Origin of the sequence: Erwinia pyri (assembly GCF_030758455.1) — a bacterium.
In the GTDB taxonomy this organism is placed as follows: Bacteria; Pseudomonadota; Gammaproteobacteria; order Enterobacterales; family Enterobacteriaceae; genus Erwinia; species Erwinia pyri.
On sequence record NZ_CP132353.1, the window covers coordinates 2,522,685 to 2,540,532 of the forward strand.

At 52.8% G+C, this 17,848-nt stretch carries 19 protein-coding genes; 9 read left to right on the forward strand and 10 right to left on the reverse strand.

All coding sequences use genetic code 11. The features are described from left to right. Position 1: 1 nt before the first annotated feature. A complete protein-coding gene (locus tag Q3V30_RS11690; protein WP_306205810.1) occupies positions 2-970 on the reverse strand; it encodes a hypothetical protein in 969 nt (322 codons plus the stop codon). Between the two features lie 122 nt (positions 971-1,092). Here Q3V30_RS11690 and Q3V30_RS11695 point away from each other — a divergent pair, with 122 nt between their 5' ends. Next, on the forward strand, positions 1,093-1,734 hold the full coding sequence (locus tag Q3V30_RS11695) for a phage baseplate assembly protein V (RefSeq protein ID WP_306205811.1): 642 nt from the start codon (positions 1,093-1,095) through the stop codon (positions 1,732-1,734). Continuing rightward, a complete protein-coding gene (locus Q3V30_RS11700; protein ID WP_306205814.1) occupies positions 1,731-2,111 on the forward strand; it encodes a GPW/gp25 family protein in 381 nt (126 codons plus the stop codon). Before Q3V30_RS11695 ends, Q3V30_RS11700 begins: the two co-directional genes overlap by 4 nt. Here the strand turns inward: Q3V30_RS11700 and Q3V30_RS11705 are convergent. The 4 genes from Q3V30_RS11705 to yobA form a co-directional block, all read right to left on the reverse strand. Next, entirely contained in the window at positions 2,062-2,307 is a 246-nt protein-coding gene (locus Q3V30_RS11705) for a hypothetical protein (protein WP_306205815.1), read from the reverse strand. The genes Q3V30_RS11700 and Q3V30_RS11705 overlap by 50 nt on opposite strands. Before the next feature lie 643 nt (positions 2,308-2,950). Next, positions 2,951-3,289 carry a YebY family protein gene (locus Q3V30_RS11710; RefSeq protein ID WP_306205817.1) on the reverse strand — a complete coding sequence of 113 codons (339 nt, stop codon included), beginning with the start codon at positions 3,287-3,289 and terminating at the stop codon, positions 2,951-2,953. Between the two features lie 60 nt (positions 3,290-3,349). After that, entirely contained in the window at positions 3,350-4,228 is an 879-nt protein-coding gene (gene copD / locus Q3V30_RS11715) for a copper homeostasis membrane protein CopD (RefSeq protein WP_306205819.1), read from the reverse strand. A 1-nt stretch (position 4,229) separates the two neighbouring features. Further along, positions 4,230-4,595 carry a CopC domain-containing protein YobA gene (yobA, locus tag Q3V30_RS11720; protein ID WP_306205821.1) on the reverse strand — a complete coding sequence of 122 codons (366 nt, stop codon included), beginning with the start codon at positions 4,593-4,595 and terminating at the stop codon, positions 4,230-4,232. 164 nt (positions 4,596-4,759) lie between these two features. On the opposite strand from yobA, the gene Q3V30_RS11725 reads away from it, so the two are divergent. The 3 genes from Q3V30_RS11725 (at position 4,760) to exoX (ending at position 6,502) form a co-directional block, all read left to right on the forward strand. Next, the gene (locus tag Q3V30_RS11725) at positions 4,760-4,990 is read left to right on the forward strand and encodes a DNA polymerase III subunit theta (RefSeq protein ID WP_306205823.1); all 231 of its coding nucleotides are present in this window, start codon (positions 4,760-4,762) and stop codon (positions 4,988-4,990) included. Between the two features lie 75 nt (positions 4,991-5,065). Beyond that, the gene (locus tag Q3V30_RS11730; RefSeq protein WP_306205825.1) at positions 5,066-5,827 is read left to right on the forward strand and encodes a carbon-nitrogen hydrolase family protein; all 762 of its coding nucleotides are present in this window, start codon (positions 5,066-5,068) and stop codon (positions 5,825-5,827) included. 12 nt (positions 5,828-5,839) lie between these two features. Further along, the gene (gene exoX / locus Q3V30_RS11735; RefSeq protein WP_306205827.1) at positions 5,840-6,502 is read left to right on the forward strand and encodes an exodeoxyribonuclease X; all 663 of its coding nucleotides are present in this window, start codon (positions 5,840-5,842) and stop codon (positions 6,500-6,502) included. Between the two features lies 1 nt (position 6,503). Here exoX and Q3V30_RS11740 read toward each other — a convergent pair whose 3' ends face one another. Further along, complete coding sequence (locus tag Q3V30_RS11740; RefSeq protein ID WP_306205829.1) at positions 6,504-8,570, reverse strand: S9 family peptidase; 2,067 nt, start codon at positions 8,568-8,570, stop codon at positions 6,504-6,506. Between the two features lie 132 nt (positions 8,571-8,702). Beyond that, positions 8,703-9,350 carry a tellurite resistance TerB family protein gene (locus Q3V30_RS11745; RefSeq protein ID WP_306205831.1) on the reverse strand — a complete coding sequence of 216 codons (648 nt, stop codon included), beginning with the start codon at positions 9,348-9,350 and terminating at the stop codon, positions 8,703-8,705. 227 nt (positions 9,351-9,577) lie between these two features. Here Q3V30_RS11745 and Q3V30_RS11750 point away from each other — a divergent pair, with 227 nt between their 5' ends. After that, positions 9,578-10,405 carry a sugar phosphate isomerase/epimerase family protein gene (locus Q3V30_RS11750; RefSeq protein WP_306205833.1) on the forward strand — a complete coding sequence of 276 codons (828 nt, stop codon included), beginning with the start codon at positions 9,578-9,580 and terminating at the stop codon, positions 10,403-10,405. A gap of 121 nt (positions 10,406-10,526) precedes the next feature. On the opposite strand, the gene Q3V30_RS11755 is transcribed toward Q3V30_RS11750, so the two are convergent. Further along, entirely contained in the window at positions 10,527-10,937 is a 411-nt protein-coding gene (locus Q3V30_RS11755; protein WP_306205835.1) for a YebG family protein, read from the reverse strand. Positions 10,938-11,075: 138 nt separating this feature from the next. Here Q3V30_RS11755 and purT point away from each other — a divergent pair, with 138 nt between their 5' ends. Next, the gene (purT, locus tag Q3V30_RS11760) at positions 11,076-12,254 is read left to right on the forward strand and encodes a formate-dependent phosphoribosylglycinamide formyltransferase (RefSeq protein WP_306205837.1); all 1,179 of its coding nucleotides are present in this window, start codon (positions 11,076-11,078) and stop codon (positions 12,252-12,254) included. A 258-nt stretch (positions 12,255-12,512) separates the two neighbouring features. Here the strand turns inward: purT and Q3V30_RS11765 are convergent, their stop codons facing one another. Beyond that, positions 12,513-13,151, reverse strand: coding sequence for a bifunctional 4-hydroxy-2-oxoglutarate aldolase/2-dehydro-3-deoxy-phosphogluconate aldolase (locus Q3V30_RS11765; RefSeq protein ID WP_306205839.1), 639 nt, complete (start codon positions 13,149-13,151; stop codon positions 12,513-12,515). Positions 13,152-13,375: 224 nt separating this feature from the next. Then, positions 13,376-14,851, reverse strand: coding sequence for a glucose-6-phosphate dehydrogenase (zwf, locus tag Q3V30_RS11770; RefSeq protein ID WP_306205841.1), 1,476 nt, complete (start codon positions 14,849-14,851; stop codon positions 13,376-13,378). Between the two features lie 374 nt (positions 14,852-15,225). Here zwf and Q3V30_RS11775 point away from each other — a divergent pair, with 374 nt between their 5' ends. Next, a complete protein-coding gene (locus tag Q3V30_RS11775; protein WP_306205843.1) occupies positions 15,226-16,107 on the forward strand; it encodes a MurR/RpiR family transcriptional regulator in 882 nt (293 codons plus the stop codon). Positions 16,108-16,200: 93 nt separating this feature from the next. Then, on the forward strand, positions 16,201-17,643 hold the full coding sequence (gene pyk / locus Q3V30_RS11780; RefSeq protein WP_306205846.1) for a pyruvate kinase: 1,443 nt from the start codon (positions 16,201-16,203) through the stop codon (positions 17,641-17,643). The last annotated feature ends 205 nt before the right edge of the window (positions 17,644-17,848 follow it).

Consider the following 17,848-nt stretch of genomic DNA (forward strand, 5'->3'; position numbering starts at 1 on the left):
GTTAAGAGGTCAAGCTTAATAAATCCCCACTATGGTTTACAGGGCCATTTGGGTTATCCCAAACAACATATTTCAGAGACAACTGCTCTATTTTATTGATGAAATCCTTAGAGGGAGAAGGATTGGCTATAACTACCAAACATTGCGGGGGTAAACATGAAAGCATTTCATCTATCTCCACTCTATCGGCGTGCATATAAGAAATACCTATAAAAATGCAATAATCAGAATGCGACAAATCATAATGAAACTTATTAATTAATGGTGAAAATGCATGAAAATTATAATATATATTATGCTCAGTTGGCACGATGCAAAACGGATTATCCCTAACTTGTATTAACTCACCTCCCCTCAATCTTTTTAAGGGCAAATTATTTTTATCCGCCCATAAATCTATTAACGGATATCCTCTTTTAGGGCCGACAAGCAAAGGAATTGCACTTTCATAGTCACACGAGCCGTGCGGCTTGACAATTAAGAGCTTTTCTGGTCGTTGTGTTGGCAACGAATAAAATGGAAATCTCATCTCTTTTATCATAGTTTCAATTAACAAGTCATAATTGAACGAGCTAATAGATGTTATTAAGTTGAGATGACTTTTTATCCATCTAAACCAAGGCCATGATTGTTTGATTTTTTTTCTTTGAGCTTTAGAATAATGAGAAAAAGCCAAGCTCAAAAAATGCCTAGCTTCAATCAATAGTTTATATTGGTCTAAATTTGCTTTTTTACATGCATCCAAGTCAAGAATTAAGTTAAACACCTCGAAATCTAACTTATCACAATGTAAGTATTGAAAACGTTTAAGCATTGGAAAGCTTTCAATCAACAGCCCCTTCGATGTAGGACATTTCACTTCCCAATAGATCGGAGAGCTAGTGTTAAAATTTTTATGCAAGTCGTGATAATAATTAAAGTTTATAGAAAATCCATTTCCAATAATTAACGATACTTTCGGGGTAATCATTATAGTCCCTATTAAAATGAAGAGTTTTTATCTTAGCCTTCGGGTTACAATTAGGTGTTGCGGGAATAACCATACAAGAGCAAGTCATCGTTTTATGAAAGAAAATTCAGCACAATAGTATTATGAATATTTCAGAAAATCACTCAGAAATCCAGCGCCTGCTGCGCAACTTGATTCGGATCGGAACCGTCACCGCCGTTGATTTAGACGGCGGGCTTTGTCGCGTGCAGACCGGCGCCAATGAAACTGACTGGCTCAACTGGCTGACATCAAGCGCCGGGGGCGTCAGATTCTGGCGCGCGCCTTCAGTTGGCGAGCAGGTGCTTATTATGTCACTCGGCGATGAGCTGGATTCCGCCTTTGTACTGACCAGCATTTTTTCCGATGACAACCCGGCGCCCTCAGTCTCGGCGGATGCTGTTCACTATAGCTTCCCTGACGGCGCGGTTATCGAATATGAACCCAAAACCGGCGCGCTCACTGCCACTGGCATGAAAACTGCTACGGTGCAGGCGTCTGAATCTATCAGCGTGACAACAAAGGTTGTGCTGGTTACAGCCAGTGAAAAAATCACCCTAGGTTCCCCGGTGGTTGAATGTACTAACCTGCTGAAAACCGCCACGCCCGAAGTTACCCAGGGCGGCAAAATGACCGGCAGTGTTGAGCACTCCGGCGGCAATTTCAGCTCTAACGGCATTGTAGTCCACAGTCATACGCATGGCGGTGTGCAGCGTGGCAGCAGTAAAACGGACGGCCCGCAATGAGTCGCGCTACCTATACCGGCATGCAGCGTGATACCGGCGAAAGCGTTGATGATCTGGCGCACATCAGTCAGTCGGTGCGTGACATTCTCACCACACCGGTTGGCTCAAGGGTAATGCGGCGCACCTATGGCTCGCTTTTATCCGCACTGACTGACCAGCCCAATAATCTCGCGCTGCGCCTGCAGATAATGTCTGCCTGCTATATGGCGCTGCTGCAGTGGGAGCCGCGTATTGAACTGACCGCAATCAGTTATGAATCCACCTTTGACGGCAAGATGACGGTTGATATCACCGGCAATTGCAAATGGCAGCTTTTTTCATGTAATTTTAACTTTTATAAGAGTCTACTGGCGGAAGTAAATCTTTGGCTTGTTTGATTAGTGCTTCAATAACTTTTAAGGGAGCATCTTCCACGAAACATGAGAAAGTAAACTCTCCAGAGAGATCAGAATAAAAAACTTCCGCAATTATTTGATGCTTTCCCCCTCCATTTTTCTCTACCTCTAAAAACATCCCGTCTCTGACGACATCACTGCCACGGGTAAAGAGGTATTCCTCATTTCCGATAATCATATGTTTCCTTAAATAGTTGTTGTAGCAATGAAGAATTTACTACTTCCCTACAGCCAACTGAGTGCTGGATTCATTTAGCCATTGTTTTTATCTTCTGTCATTGGATTCGTTATGCACACTTCGCCCCTGATCATCTTGAGGAGGCGATCGGCAATAATCCGCTGACTAAAATGGCGCGAATAGATGGCGGCAAATTGGCGGCAGAGGTTCCTACAGGGGATAAAACGGTATAACAGGATGGGTTATAACTGATTGATTTTACTGTAACTGACTGTTTTTAAAAACATAACAAAAAAAGACCGAAGACGATTCCTATCTTCGGTCCAGGGAAATGGCTCCTTATGAGAGCCGTGCGCTAAAAGTTGGCATTTATGCAGGCTATGTCGCCTTGCCCTTTAAAAGGTAGTACAGGCGAAGGGTTTTACCAGCCAGCGGGAAGAGGCGCAGGGGAAAGATGTTAGCTCTGTGATCGTGGCGGCAGAAATGGTTACACTGCCTTGCCAGACGGCAAAGCAGTGACTGGCATCGGCAGCTGAACAGCCCGATACCTGCAGCAAAACATAAATTACTCTGGAGAGGTGACTCTTTTCACATCAATAACGCCCTGGCGGGCCGCTAATGCTGCGCAGCACCTGACTGGCTGTCAGTCGCATAGCTTCTGCGTGCGTTCCACTATCGGCGTCAGGCTTTTCTTCTGCCCGGGATGCCCGGCATCATCGCTTTGGATCACGCTGATATCCTCACCTTTGGCCTGACCACTCTTCACCAGCTCAGCAGCAACATCATTAATCGGATATTGCATCAGCGTGGCTGGGTTGATCACAAACAGCGCGCCGCCTTTGGCACAGGTGAGCATCACCTCTTCACGATTAAATGGCCAGTTATCCTTACCCACTTCAAAGCGGCTGACGGTGACAATCTGCGCCGCCAGGGCACTTGTAGAAAAACTCATTGCTAACAGCAGACAAGCCAGTTTTTTCATGGTGTTACGATACCTCTTTAAATAATGCCTGCCGTTTGCAGGCAGCAGAAATAGTGGGTGTCAGGCTGGTTCCAGCGTGGCAAACAGGCTCACCAACAGCAGCACCAGTGCGGAAAGCAGCAGCTCTGCCAGCGTGGTGCGCAGAAAAAGACGTTGTGCGCGCTCCCCACAACGCTGGAAACGTGGCACCAGCCAGTAGCGGTTAACCAGCGCCACCGCACACATCAGCGCGACCAGCAGCGCTTTCACCAGCAGCAGCTGGCTGTAAAGCTGGAAACTTGCAGGAGGCCATCCCAGCAGTAGCAGAGCATTGATGACACCACTTGTCACCACCAGCGCGACGGCAAGATGGCCATAGCGCGAGAAGCGCATCAGCGTGCGAATGGCGTCACTGCGGGTCGTCTGCTGCCGGGCCTCTCTCATCAGCATCGCTACCGGCAACAGCCCGCCCACCCAGAAGGCAGCGGAAATAAGATGAACAGCCTGATTGGTGCGCTGTAAAACGCCTGCGCCGCCTTCCAGCATCGCAGCGTGCCCCACAAAAGCTAAACCTGTCAGCTGCCCAATGCTGCTGAGCAAGAGCAGCTGCTGGCGCCCTCTTCCCTTCAGCAACAGCGCAAGCACGCCCGCCAGAGCAAGCAGCAGTTGCCATTGCCAGACCTGACCAAAGCGGGTCTGCAACACCGCCTGCCAGACCTGCACATCAGTGATGTCCTGCCAGCCGTTCCCCATCAGCCCGGTTTGGGCTGCCAGTAAAAGAATTGCGGTGCACAGGGAGAGCACCGCGCTAACTCTCAGCAGCAGTTTAAAACGCTCAGAGAGGTAACCTCTGAAGCGAGCCGGGGCCATAAGTGCGGTATAGAGGCTGCCGCCCGCAAGAGAGATCAGCGCAGCGAAATGCAGCCAGCGGCAAAGGATATAGAAGATGCTAAGGGACATATCACTTCACGCTGAAGGAGTAAGTCCCTTTGGTTTTATGGCCGTCCACTGAAAGCACATGCCAGTTGACCTGATAGTGACCGCTAACCAAAGGCTGCTGCAGAGGCGCAATCAGCTGATTATGCTGCCGGGGAGCGCGCTCGGCTTCCGCCAGCGGCACTGCTTTCTGATTACCGTTGATAATTTCAACGCCGCTGAAAGCGGGTTCAATATCTTCAGAGAAGGTCAACGTCAGCGCCTGAGGAGAAGCATCTACGTTGGCATTCGCCGCGGGATACTGATTTTTCAGATGGGCATGAGCAGAGGCCTGCTGTGAGAAGGCAGCGGCAGAGAGTGCCAGGGCAAAAACCAGAGAAAACTTACGCATAACAGTCATCCTATCCTGTGCTTTGCAGCCCGAAAGCTGCGATAAGGCCGAAAGGATACTCCGCCTGAAATACGGTGTCGAGACGATAACGGCTCACAGCACGGCCCGGGCTTGCGAAAGTGCACTAACTGCTATATTTTTGCCGCCGACAGAGGAGAAACCTGATGAATCACAATCTGGCTGAACGATCCCAGGAAGAGAAAGATAAGGTCAACGTAGACCTGGCTGCGGCGGGCGTGGCGTTCAAAGAGCGTTATAACATGCCGGTAATTGCTGAAATGGTTGAGCGTGAACAGCCGGAAGCGCTGCGTGACTGGTTTCGCCAGCGTCTGACGCAGTATCGCCAGGCCTCATTAAGCCTCTCCCGCTTACCCTATGAACCGAAGCAAAAATAGCGCAACGGTTTCGCTTGTTTTTCCTCACCGCTTCGGTTGAGATAATAGCCTGATACAGGCCTTGCTGGAGTGCTTATGTCTGTCTGGAGTATTGCTGCTGCCCAATCGGGCTCCCGTCCGGGCGATCTCGCCTGGAATATTTCCCGCCACCTCGACTTTATTCGTCAGGCTGCTGTTCATGATGTCGATCTGCTGATCTTCCCTGAGCTTTCCCTCACGGGTTATGAACTCGACCGCGTGACCGAACTGGCAATGCCGCTGGATGATGCCCGCCTGGAAGTTTTTGCCGTGGCCGCGGCTGAACACACAATGTCGATTATTGTGGGGCTGCCGCTGTCAACAGCTGACGGCATCCTGCTTAGCGCCGTCGCTTTTCTGCCCGACGGCACAAGGATGGCTTACGGCAAGCGCAATCTCTTTGGTGAAGAGGAGAAACAGCTCTTTACCCCAGGTGAAAGCGTCCCGCTGTTTGGCTATCAACAGCACCATGTGGCGATGGCTATCTGTGCAGACATCAGCGTGGAAGAGTATGCAAGGGATGCCGCAAGACGCGGCGCGAACCTTTACGCCACCGGCGTACTGGTTTCTGAAAAAGGCTATCACCACGACTGCAAATATCTGGCTCGCTGGTCACGCGACTACAAGATGGCGGTATTAATGGCGAACCATGCCCTGCCAACCGGCGGCCATCAGAGTGCGGGCAAAAGCGTGCTGTGGGATGAGAGCGGCAGAGCGGTTGTCACTGGCGGTGAAGGCGAGCAACTGGTGATTGCCAGAAGAACCGGTAAAGATTGGCAAGGAGAGGTCCATTCGTTACGCTATCCGCCAGTTATTTAAAAGGGACGCATTATGTTACGCGTGATAGATACCGAGACCTGCGGTCTGCAGGGTGGCATTGTAGAGGTGGCGTCTGTTGATGTGATTGATGGCGCGATCGTCAATCCGATGAGCGATCTTATCTGCCCCGATCGCCCTATCAGCCACCAGGCGATGGCTATCCATCGTATTACGGAAGCGATGGTAGCGGATAAACCGCCAATAGAACATGTGATTAGCCGCTATCACGGCAGCCCCTACTATGTTGCCCATAACGCCAGCTTTGACCGCCGGATGCTGCCAGAGATGCATGGTGAATGGATCTGCACCATGACGCTGGCACGCGGTTTATGGCCGGGCATCAAATACAGTAATCAGGCCCTGCGCGAAACGCTGCAGCTGGAGGTCACGCCTCCGGCTGACCTGCATGCCCACCGCGCGCTGTACGACTGTTACGTCACGGCTGCGCTGTTGATCCGCATTATGAGCTATTCGGGTTGGGACGCGCCTGAAATGATACGCCGGATGCAGGTAAAAGGCTCAAGCACCACCTTTCCGTTCGGCAAATATCGTGGCAGCAAGATAGATGACGTGGCCAAAAGAGATCCGGGATACCTGAAATGGATGCTGAAGAATATCCCGGATTTAAAGCCCGACCTGCGTAGTGCGATGGAACGGGCTTTATCAGTAGAGTGATTTAATTGGCGTTAGCGGCGCTGAGCGTTTCCTGCGCCAGCGCTATCAGGAAGGCATACTCCAGCGCTACGCCTTCATAAGATTTGAAGCGTCCCGATTTACCGCCATGTCCTGCATCCATATCAGTACAAAGCAGCAGCAGATTATCATCCGTCTTCAGCTCTCTTAACTTTGCCGCCCATTTTGCCGGTTCCCAGTATTGCACCTGGGAATCATGCAGCCCGGTGGTGATCAGCAGATGGGGATAGGCCTGAGCCGTGACGCGATCGTAGGGGCTGTACTGGCTGATATAACGATAGAACGTCTCGTCAGCGGGGTTGCCCCACTCATCATATTCGCCGGTGGTTAAAGGAATAGATTCATCCTGCATGGTGGTTAAGACGTCCACAAACGGCACCTGAGCCACCACACCATTGAACAGCTCTGGCGCCATGTTAATCACCCCACCCATCAGCAGGCCGCCTGCGCTGCCCCCCATCGCATAGAGCTTGTCAGGCGCGCCATACCCTTTCTCAACCAGAGCCTGGGTAAGATCGATGAAATCGGTAAAGGTGTTCATTTTGTTCAACAGCCGGCCATCGTCGTACCACTGCTGCCCAAGCTCGCCGCCCCCGCGAATGTGGGTCAGGGCGAACACAAATCCGCGATCGAGCAGGCTCAGGCGGCTGGCGCTGAAATCAGCATCCATGCTGCTACCGTAAGAGCCATAGCCATAAACCAGCATCGGGTTCTTGCCCTGACGGAAATGGTCGCGGTGATAAACCAGTGAAACAGGCACCTTCACGCCGTCACGGGCGGTGATCCAGTGACGCTCGCTGCGGTAATGGCTCGGGTCGAAGCCTTTCACCTCTGCCTGCTTAAGCGTCTTCCGCTCTCCGGTATCCAAATCCAGTTCATAGAGCGTATCCGGCGTCGTCATGGAAGAGTAGCCATAACGTAATTTACTGGTCTCCGGCGAAGGATTGATCGACAGCCAGGTCACATAGGCGGGATCGTCATACACGATGGCAGCCTCGTTACCCGTTTGCCAGTTTATCTGCCGCAGCCCGGTTAAGCCCCCTTCCCGTTCTTCTACCACCAGCCAGTCCCGGAAAAGCGTGAACTCTTCCAGTACCACTTCGTCCCTGGCTGGGATCACAGTTTCCCAACTTGCTTCGGCAAAAGCGGTGGTGCGATAGAGGGCAAAATTTATCCCTTCGCGGTTTGAGCGGAGATAAAAATGCTGCTGATAGTGATCAAGATAATATTCATGATCTTTACGACGCGGGCAGAAGAGCTGCGGTTCCGCGTCTGAACGCGTGGCATCAAGCAGCAAAATTTCGCTGGTCGTGCTGCTGTGCAGGGTTATCTGAATAAACGCTTCCGAGGTGGTTTTCTGGACGCCGACGTAAAAGGTATCATCCTTCTCTTCATAAACCAGCTGATCCTGCTGCTGACTTGTCCCCAGCGTATGCCGCCAGACCTGCCAGGGCAGCAGAGTCTGCTTATCTTTCAGGACGTAGTAGAGGGTGCGGCCATCATTAGCCCAGGTAAAGCTGGAAGAGACGTTCTCCAGCACTTCCGGATACCACTCTCCGGTCTCAAGGTTGCAAAAACGGATGCCATACAGCCTTCTCGACAAAAAGTCTTCCGCTACGGCCATAACCTGATTATCCGCCGTAATGCTGACGCCGCCCAGGGTGTAAAATTCGCTTTTTGCCGCACGCTGGTTGCTGTCCAGCAAAACATCCCAGTGCTCGGGCGTGGTGGTGTTTTCCGGCTGGCGGGTATAGATCGCGTACTCGTTACCCTCTTCATAGCGGCTCTGGTAACGATAGCCTTTCCTGACGTAGGGCACCGAGTGGTCCCGCTGCGGGATACGATCGATGATCTCTTTCAGTAAGCCTTCCTGCAGCGCCTTTTGCGACTGCATAATCGCTTTACCGTAATCATTTTCTGCATGCAGATAATCCAGTACCGCCGGATCTTCGCGCTGGTCATCCCGTAGCCAGTAATAATTGTCGGTGCGAGTATCCCCGTGAAGGGTCATCTCAAAAGGAATTTTTTTGGCACTAGGTGGTTTTTGCATCGTTCAGCCCCGCTGGATCAAGTACATAGGCTAAGGGTGGCAGTTGTCAGGGCGATTGCCAAGCGTCAGAGCCGTGAAGGGCCAAAAAATTATTGATGCGGAGGGGTGACGGTCTCACCCCGTTTCAGTATTTCAGGCCGTCAGCTTTTGCTTTTCAGCCTGGATCTCCTGCGCCATGCTGTCGCGCACGTCCTGCGGGATTTTCAGTTCGTCGCCAAGAGCCTGGAGATAGCTGCGCTCCATAAAATGGTCGACATCAATCACCAGATTGCTGAGAAAATAGAGCTCCAGCGCCTCCTCCTCATTTTTGACATCCTGCGCCAGCTTCTGCGGGTCGAGCGGCATCTCAATGGCTTGCTGGATCAGCTTTTCGCCGCTGGCCCCCAAACCCGCCTGGTGGATATGTTCATCCAGCGCTTTGCGCTCCTGCGAATCTATATGGCCATCGCTTTTAGCAGCGAACACCAGCGCCTGCACCAGTCTTTCAGCCCGGCGATCCACCGGAGTTTGCTGTTGCCCATATTGCGGCTCATCCTGATGCGTCTGAACCACACGATCTTTATATTTCTTCCATAACACCGCGCCCGCAGCAGCGCTACCGCCGATAATAAGCGCGTTTTTCCCATATTTGAGCAGGAGGTTTCGTGACGATTTACTGGCAATCAGCATCCCTGCCAGACCGCCCAACGCGCCGGGTGCCAGCATCTTACTCAGCCCCTCACCGCCGCCTGATTTACTGCTTCCCAATACGGTCTGAATCTGTTGCAGCCAGTTACTCATAGCGGTTTCCACTCTGAAATGAAAAAACCAGCATAGAGGGGCGGACGTCAAGAAGCGTAAAGCGAGGAAAAGCCTGGAAAACCTTAACTTTCTGGCCGCGCCGATAATTTATCCCCTGCCGCTATACTTATTTTCTGCATGGATTTTTCACTCGTGCTGCATCGTGTAAGTGGGAGCGTAAAGCCTCTTGCTGCAGTAAGCACTTTGAACACCTTAAGGGGAATATTATGGCCAGATTTATTAACAACCCATTATTTATCAACACGGTTCTGCTTGGCGGCACGCCTCAGGAGAAAGTGATGGCTGCAGCGCAGGCGGGGTTTGATCAGGTTGAGCTTTGGCGTCAGGATCTGGAAGCGCACGCTGGCGATGCCAAAAATCTGGCCGGGCTACTCGACACTCAGCAAACCGGCCTGACGGATTATCAGGTGCTGCTGGACTTTACCGGCGCGCCAGACAAACGGCGTGACGCTAAGCGCCAGGAAGCGCTGCAGATGCTGGAAACGGCGGTACTGTTAGGAGCCACTACGCTGTTAACCCCTGCCTCGACCGATGCAGAATGTATTGCCGGACGGGAAGAGGAGGATTTACGCTGGCTGAGCAGGGAAGCGGGAAAAAGAGGCGTGAGAATAGCCTTCGAGGCGATGGCATGGAGTACACATATCAATACCCTTCCGGCCGCCTGGAAGTTGGTGCAGAAGATCGATGAACCCAATCTTGGACTGGTAGTGGATGCTTTCCATATTTTTGTGCGCAACCGTACCGTGGCAGACCTTGCCGGGATCCCGGCAGAGAAAATCTTTCTGGTGCAGCTTTCCGATCTGGCTACGCTGCCTTCTCAGGATCGCCTTGTGGATATTGCCCGTCATCAGCGCTTATTACCCGGCCAGGGTAACTTTCCCCTCTATACGCTGTTAAACGCATTGCACGCGCAGGGCTATCAGGGACCTTTAGGACTGGAAGTTTTTAACGATCGGTATCATCAGCAGCCGCCAACGGAGGTGGCAGCAGAGGCGTTCCACGCCCTTAAACGGCAGTGCGCCGCCACAAGCTGAACAGGCTCAGGCTCAGGCTCAGGCTCAGGCTCAGGCTCAGGCTCAGGCAGGGAAGCATTAAACAGAAACGCGCAGGCTTTCAGGCCTGCGCGCGAGAGGCAGTTACCGTTCAGACAGGAAATCAGGCAGCTTTCACGCCGCGTACGGCTGCACGACTTTTAGCCGGCTTAGCGGAAGCGGTTTCCGCACCCTCTTCACCTTGATCTTCATCTTCTGCCTGTTCATCCGTTGCGGCCTGTTCGTCCGACACCGCCTTCGCTTTGCCCGTATCTTGAGTGCTCACAGAGTCGTCCGCTTCCGGCATTTTGCTGGTACGAAGAATATGCTGCACGGCATCTTTATGTTCTGCCAGGAACATGCCCAGCGCTTCACGCTGATCTTCTTCCATGGTCAGCGGTGACGCACTCAGCCAGTCTGAAAATGCTTCAGCCATATCGAGCATTTTATCGTACGCGTCGGCTTCTTTTTTACTGGCGAATGTCATCTTTTCCTCACCTTTTCTGACGACAACATATTTGATTTCAACAGCCATAGTGCACACCTCGTTTAACTGTATTTTTATACAGTATATCAGCCTGGTCATTTTTGCTCAACCCTGGAAAGCAGATGTCTGCGCAATCGTTTTCGTTTATACTGCGCGCGTTTTTTCCATCCAATCAGGTAGAAGATTATGACCACTCTTGGTACTGCGCTGCGCCCTGCCGCAACGCGCGTAATGCTGTTAGGTTCCGGGGAACTGGGTAAAGAAGTGGCGCTGGAATGTCAGCGTCTGGGCGTTGAAGTGATTGCGGTTGACCGCTACGCCGATGCCCCGGCCATGCACGTTGCTCACCGCAGCCATGTTATTAATATGCTTGATGGTGAAGCCCTGAAAGCCCTGGTTGCGCTGGAACGCCCCGATTATATCGTGCCAGAGATTGAGGCGATCGCCACCGATATGCTGATTGAGCTGGAAAAAGAGGGGCAGAATGTCGTGCCGACAGCGCGTGCGGCACGCCTGACCATGAACCGTGAAGGCATCCGCCGTCTGGCAGCCGAAGAGCTGGCGCTCCCTACTTCCAGCTACCGCTTTGCCGACAGCCAGCAGGCCTTTACTCAGGCTGCGCAGGAGATCGGTTTTCCCTGCATCGTTAAGCCGGTGATGAGCTCCTCCGGCAAAGGGCAAAGCTTTATTCGTGAAGCCTCACAGCTTGATGCCGCCTGGGGATATGCGCAGCAAGGCGGTCGTGCCGGCGCTGGCCGGGTGATTGTTGAGGGCGTGGTGAAGTTTGATTTTGAAATCACCCTGCTGACCATCAGCGCCGCAGACGGCATACATTTTTGCGCCCCTGTCGGTCATCGTCAGGAAGATGGTGATTACCGTGAATCCTGGCAGCCGCAGCAGATGAGCGAGCTGGCTCTGCAACGCGCAGAGCAAATTGCAGAGCAGGTGGTGAAGGCGCTGGGCGGTTATGGCCTGTTCGGCGTTGAGCTGTTTGTCTGTGGTGATGAAGTGGTGTTTAGCGAAGTCTCCCCCCGCCCGCACGATACCGGTATGGTGACGCTGATTTCTCAGGATCTCTCTGAGTTCGCCCTGCACGTCCGCGCTTTCCTGGGATTGCCAATTGGCGGCATCCGCCAGTACGGCCCTGCCGCTTCTGCCGTTATTTTGCCGGAGCTGGAGAGCGACAACGTGCAGTTCAGCAATGTAGGCAGCGTGCTGGGAGCCGGTTTACAGGTTCGCCTGTTTGGCAAGCCAGAAATTCGCGGAAAGCGTCGTTTAGGCGTGGCGCTGGCAACAGGTGAAAACGTTGATGACGCCATTCAGCGCGCCATTGCTTGTGCTGCCGGCGTGAAAGTCAGCGGCTAACGGCTGCGACCACTATCTGCATTCAGCATATAATGCAAAAGAGAGCGTGTCGGATAAGCCCGTAACGGGCTTTACCTGTACGCTCTCTTTTTTGTCCAACTCTGCTGAACCTGATTCTGGACGCTACCGGGTCAAACGATCGCTTCATCTCCGCCAGGCGTTCGTTCTGTTTTAAAACGTTTGATTTCCCCTCTCCCCCGAAAGCGCCTTCTCTTCAAGCGCTGACAGGCCCCTGCTTCGGGGAGCATTTATCAGGGTTTAGCGCGCGCCCGCCACGGCTTCTTTCGCCAGTTGGGTGATACGCTCGTAGTCCCCTGCTTCCAGCGCATCCGCCGGTACCAGCCACGAGCCGCCGATACAGAGCACGCTTTTCAGCGCCAGATAGTCGCGATAATTAGCCGGAGAGATACCGCCGGTCGGGCAGAAGCGAACCTGCGGGAAAGGACCGCCGATTGCCTGCAGCGCTTTTACGCCACCGTTGGCTTCAGCGGGGAAGAATTTGAACTCCCGCAGCCCGTAATCCAGGCCGGTCATCAGTTCTGAAACGGTGCTGATGCCCGGGATCAGCGGCACTGGCCCCTCTACCGCGGCCTTGAGCAGAGACTCGGTAACGCCAGGGCTAATCACAAACTGCGCGCCTGCATCGGTTACTTCCTTCAGCTGCTGAACGTTAAGAACCGTACCCGCACCAACAATGGCCTCCGGTACCTCTTTGATCATCGCTTTAAGCGCGTCCATCGCGCAGGGCGTGCGGAGCGTCACTTCCAGCACTTTTACGCCTCCTGCCACCAGAGCTTTTGCCATGGGTACGGCATGCTCAAGCTTATTCACAACAATCACCGGCACAACCGGGCCTGTGGTAAGGATCTGCTCTGCGCTGGTCTTCCAGTTAGTCATCTTTCTGCTTCTCCAAAGCGACGCGCTCGGCGTCAGGAAAGGGATTCACTCTCTACCATACAGGATTGTTCTTCCCGGCGTCCAGGCGCTTGCTCTGTTTTTTAAAACCACGGTTCATTTTTGCGAAAGTCCTCGCAGGCTGCGCAAAAAAAAGCCCTGCCAGGGCGGCAGGGCTTTTAATGAAACAGTTTACGTTCAGGACTCAGAAACGCCCTGGCGACCTGTTACTCAAACTCGTTCCAGGAGCGGCCATCGCGGGTGATCATGGCGACGGAGGCCACCGGACCCCATGTGCCAGCCTGATAAGGCTTAGGCGCTTCATTATCAGCGGACCAGGCATCCATGATGGAGTCGACCCATTTCCAGGCTTCTTCCACTTCGTCACGGCGTACAAACAGCGCCTGAATGCCGCGCATGGTTTCCAGTAACAGACGCTCATAGGCGTCAGCCAGGTGCGACTGATTAAAGGTTTCAGAGAAGCTCAGATCCAGCTTGGTGGTTTGCAGGTTATGTTTGTGATCAAGACCTGGCACTTTGTTCAGGATCTGGATATCCACACCTTCATCCGGCTGCAGACGAATGGTGAGTTTGTTCTGCGGTAACTCCTGCCAGGACTCTTTAAACAGATTCAGTGCCGGGTTCTTGAAGTAGACCACCACTTCTGAACATTTAGTAGGCAAACGCTTACCGGTACGCAGGTAGAACGGCACGCCAGCCCAGCGCCAGTCATCAATATCCACGCGGATTGAAACGAAGGTTTCGGTGCTACTCTGTTTGTTAGCATCTTCTTCTTCCAGGTAGCCAGGCACTTTTTTGCCCTGCACAAAACCGGAAGTGTACTGGCCGCGCACGGTTTTCTCACGCACGTTGGTATGGTCAATACGGCGCAGCGAACGCAGCACTTTTACCTTTTCATCACGGATACGGTCTGCAGAGAGATCGGCGGGCGGAGACATGGCGATAAAGGTCAGAACCTGTAGCAAGTGGTTCTGGATCATGTCACGCATCTGGCCTGCTTTATCAAAGTAGCCCCAGCGTCCCTCAATCCCCACCTCTTCAGCCACGGTAATCTGCACGTGATCGATAGTGCGGTTATCCCAGTTAGAGGCAAACAGCGAGTTTGCAAAGCGCAACGCAAGCAGGTTCAGTACCGTTTCTTTACCCAAATAGTGGTCAATACGGAAAACCTGGTTCTCTTCAAAGAACTCAGCAACCTGATCGTTAATTTCGCGTGAGGTATCCAGCGAGGTCCCCAGCGGTTTTTCCATAACAACGCGGGCAGGCTGAGCATTCAGTTTTGCCGATCCCAGACCTTTACAGATGGCGCCGAACGTTCCCGGCGGCATTGCGAAATAGTTGATGGTAACGCGTTTTTTCTGGTCGAGCATTTTGCCCAACTTGCTGAAGTGCGCCACATCATTCACGTCGAGATTACAGAAATCGAGACGGCTGCTTAACTTGTCCCACAACGCTTCGTCGATTTTCTCCTTCATGAAGGTTTCAAGCGCTTCGCGTACTACCTTGGTGTAGGCTGCTTTATCCCAGTCGGCACGTCCCACCCCGATGATGCGGGACTCTTCGTGGATCTGGCCGGCTTTTTCTAACTGATAAAGGGAAGGCAACAGTTTCCGGCGCGCGAGATCGCCTTTGGCACCGAAAATCACCAGATCGCATGCCTGAGCCGTTTGTGTAACCGCCATTTTATTCTCCTCGTTGCAGGATAAGCCTGACCGGATTACTCCATAAGCAGTCAGGCTCTTTGTAATTTTCTTTCAATACAATGTACTGCTTTTGCCGGGTCCACGTAAACCTGGCAGCACTCCACCAGCACAGAGTATGCAATTGTCTGAACTTTGCCGCGCGTTTAACGGACAGTTCATGCGTAATTTTTCGACTTTTTTGTTACTGTATTTACATCTGTGAAAATCAGACACAGCTCAAAGTCTGGTAAAAAAGGCCGGGTATCCGCGCATTGCCTCTGCCCGTGGCTTATCAGCGCACTGTATATTCTCTACAAATTGACATCGATTTCTCCTGTGATTGAAATCGTCAGAATGTATGAGTGGAAGCCGTTATGAATATGCTGGAAAAAATCCAGGCTCACCTGGAACACCTTAGCAAATCCGAGCGAAAAGTGGCGGAGGTAATTCTTGCCTCGCCCGATACCGCTATTCATGCCAGCATTGCGCTGCTGGCGCGCGAGGCGGGAGTCAGCGAGCCGACAGTTAACCGTTTCTGCCACCGCCTGCAAACCAAAGGCTTCCCTGATTTCAAGCTGTTGCTGGCACAAAGTCTGGCAAACGGAACGCCCTATGTCAGCCGCAACATTGAAGAACACGACAGCGTGGAAGCTTATTCAGCCAAAATTTTCGAGTCCGCCATGGCCGGTCTGGATCGCGTTCGCCAGCGTCTGGATGCCACTGCGGTGAACCGCGCCGTAGACCTGCTTACCCAGTCGAAAAAGATCGCCTTTTTCGGGCTGGGCGCTTCCGCTGCCGTAGCGCATGATGCGATGAATAAATTTTTTCGCTTCAATGTGCCTGTGGTCTATTCCGATGATATTGTGATGCAACGAATGTGCTGCATCAACAGCACGGAAGGTGATGTTGTGGTGCTGATTTCCCACACTGGCCGCACTAAAAATTTAGTTGAGCTGGCACAGCTTGCCCGTGAGAATGATGCCGCCGTGCTGGCTATCACCTCCCCGGACTCCCCGCTGGCGCGCGAAGCCACGCTGGCTCTGACGCTCGACGTGCCTGAAGACACGGATATCTATATGCCGATGGTTTCCCGTCTGGCACAGCTTACGCTGATAGATGTGCTGGCTACTGGCTTTACCCTGCGGCGGGGTCCCAAATTTCGCGATAACCTCAAGCGGGTTAAAGCGGCGTTAAAAGAGTCGAGATTTGAAAAAGAGGACACGCTGGTGGCGCTCCCGTCCCTGGCCCGTTCTTAGAGGGCTGCACTACCCTGCCCCTCTCCTTACAATGAGTGAACCTTTTCAGGGGTTGCTCCGGCAACATCCCTTTCAAAGTCAATGGAGTCATACATGTCAAGACGTCTCAGAAGAACCAAGATTGTCACCACCCTGGGGCCCGCTACCGATCGCGATAATAACCTCGAAAAAATCATCGCTGCGGGTGCCAACGTTGTTCGTCTTAACTTCTCACATGGCACTGCGGAAGATCATCTGCTGCGGGCGAATAAAGTGCGCGAAATTGCGGCCAAACTGGGGCGCCATGTTGCAATCCTTGGCGATTTGCAGGGTCCAAAGATCCGCGTTTCGACCTTTAAAGAGGGCAAGGTATTCCTGAGCATCGGCGACCGTTTCCTGCTTGATGCCAGCCTGGGGAAAGGCGAAGGTGACAAGGATAAAGTCGGCATTGACTATAAAGGGCTGCCTGCTGATGTGGTGCCGGGCGACATTCTGCTGCTGGATGATGGTCGTGTTCAGCTAAAAGTGCTGGAAGTTCAGGGCATGAAAGTTTATACCGAAGTCACCGTCGGCGGCCCGTTGTCGAACAATAAGGGCATCAATAAGCTGGGCGGCGGACTCTCTGCAGAAGCGCTGACCGAAAAAGACAAAGCGGACATTCTTACCGCCGCCAAAATCAACTGTGACTACCTTGCTGTCTCCTTCCCGCGCTGTGGTGAAGACCTGAACTACGCACGCCGTCTGGCCCGCGATGCAGGCTGTGATGCGAAGATTGTCTCTAAAGTTGAGCGCGCTGAAGCGGTAGCCAGCCAGGAAGCGATGGATGATATTATTCTTGCCTCCGACGTGGTGATGGTCGCCAGGGGCGATTTGGGCGTGGAAATCGGCGACCCGGAACTGGTGGGCATTCAGAAGGCGCTGATCCGCCGTGCGCGTCAGCTTAACCGCTCGGTGATCACCGCGACCCAGATGATGGAGTCGATGATCACCAACCCAATGCCAACCCGTGCCGAAGTGATGGACGTGGCAAACGCCGTGCTGGACGGTACCGATGCCGTTATGCTCTCGGCAGAAACTGCCGCTGGCCAGTACCCTGCTGAGACCGTTACCGCCATGGCGAAAGTCTGCCTTGGCGCTGAAAAGATCCCCAGCATCAATGTCTCCAAACACCGCCTTGATGTGCAGTTTGATAACATTGAAGAGGCGATTGCGATGTCCGCCATGTATGCCGCCAACCATCTGCAGGGCGTGACCGCTATTATCACCATGACCGAATCGGGCCGTACCGCGTTGATGACCTCCCGCATCACTTCCGGCCTGCCGATTTTCGCTATGTCCCGTCATGAGCGTACCCTCAACCTCACCGCGCTCTATCGTGGCGTTACGCCGGTATTCTTCGACAGTAACAACGATGGCGTGGTCGCCGCACACGATGCCATTAACCTGCTGCGCGACAAGGGCTTCCTGATGTCTGGCGATCTGGTGATTGTGACCCAGGGCGACGTAATGAGCACCACCGGCACCACCAATACCAGTCGCGTTCTGCGCGTAGAGTAATTCTACCTCAAGTTATTGAGCTGCAAGGCTCAATAACTTCCCCCTTTTCTCCCGCCTGCCACACGTAGTCTTTAAGCTCCCCTTTTGCACGCCCTGAAGCGAATAACGTGACGTGCATCACACTTTTAACATTAACAACCCTTATAACACCCCTGTCACAATAATCCTATTGAATGATAATGATTACTATTTATAATCTCATCCT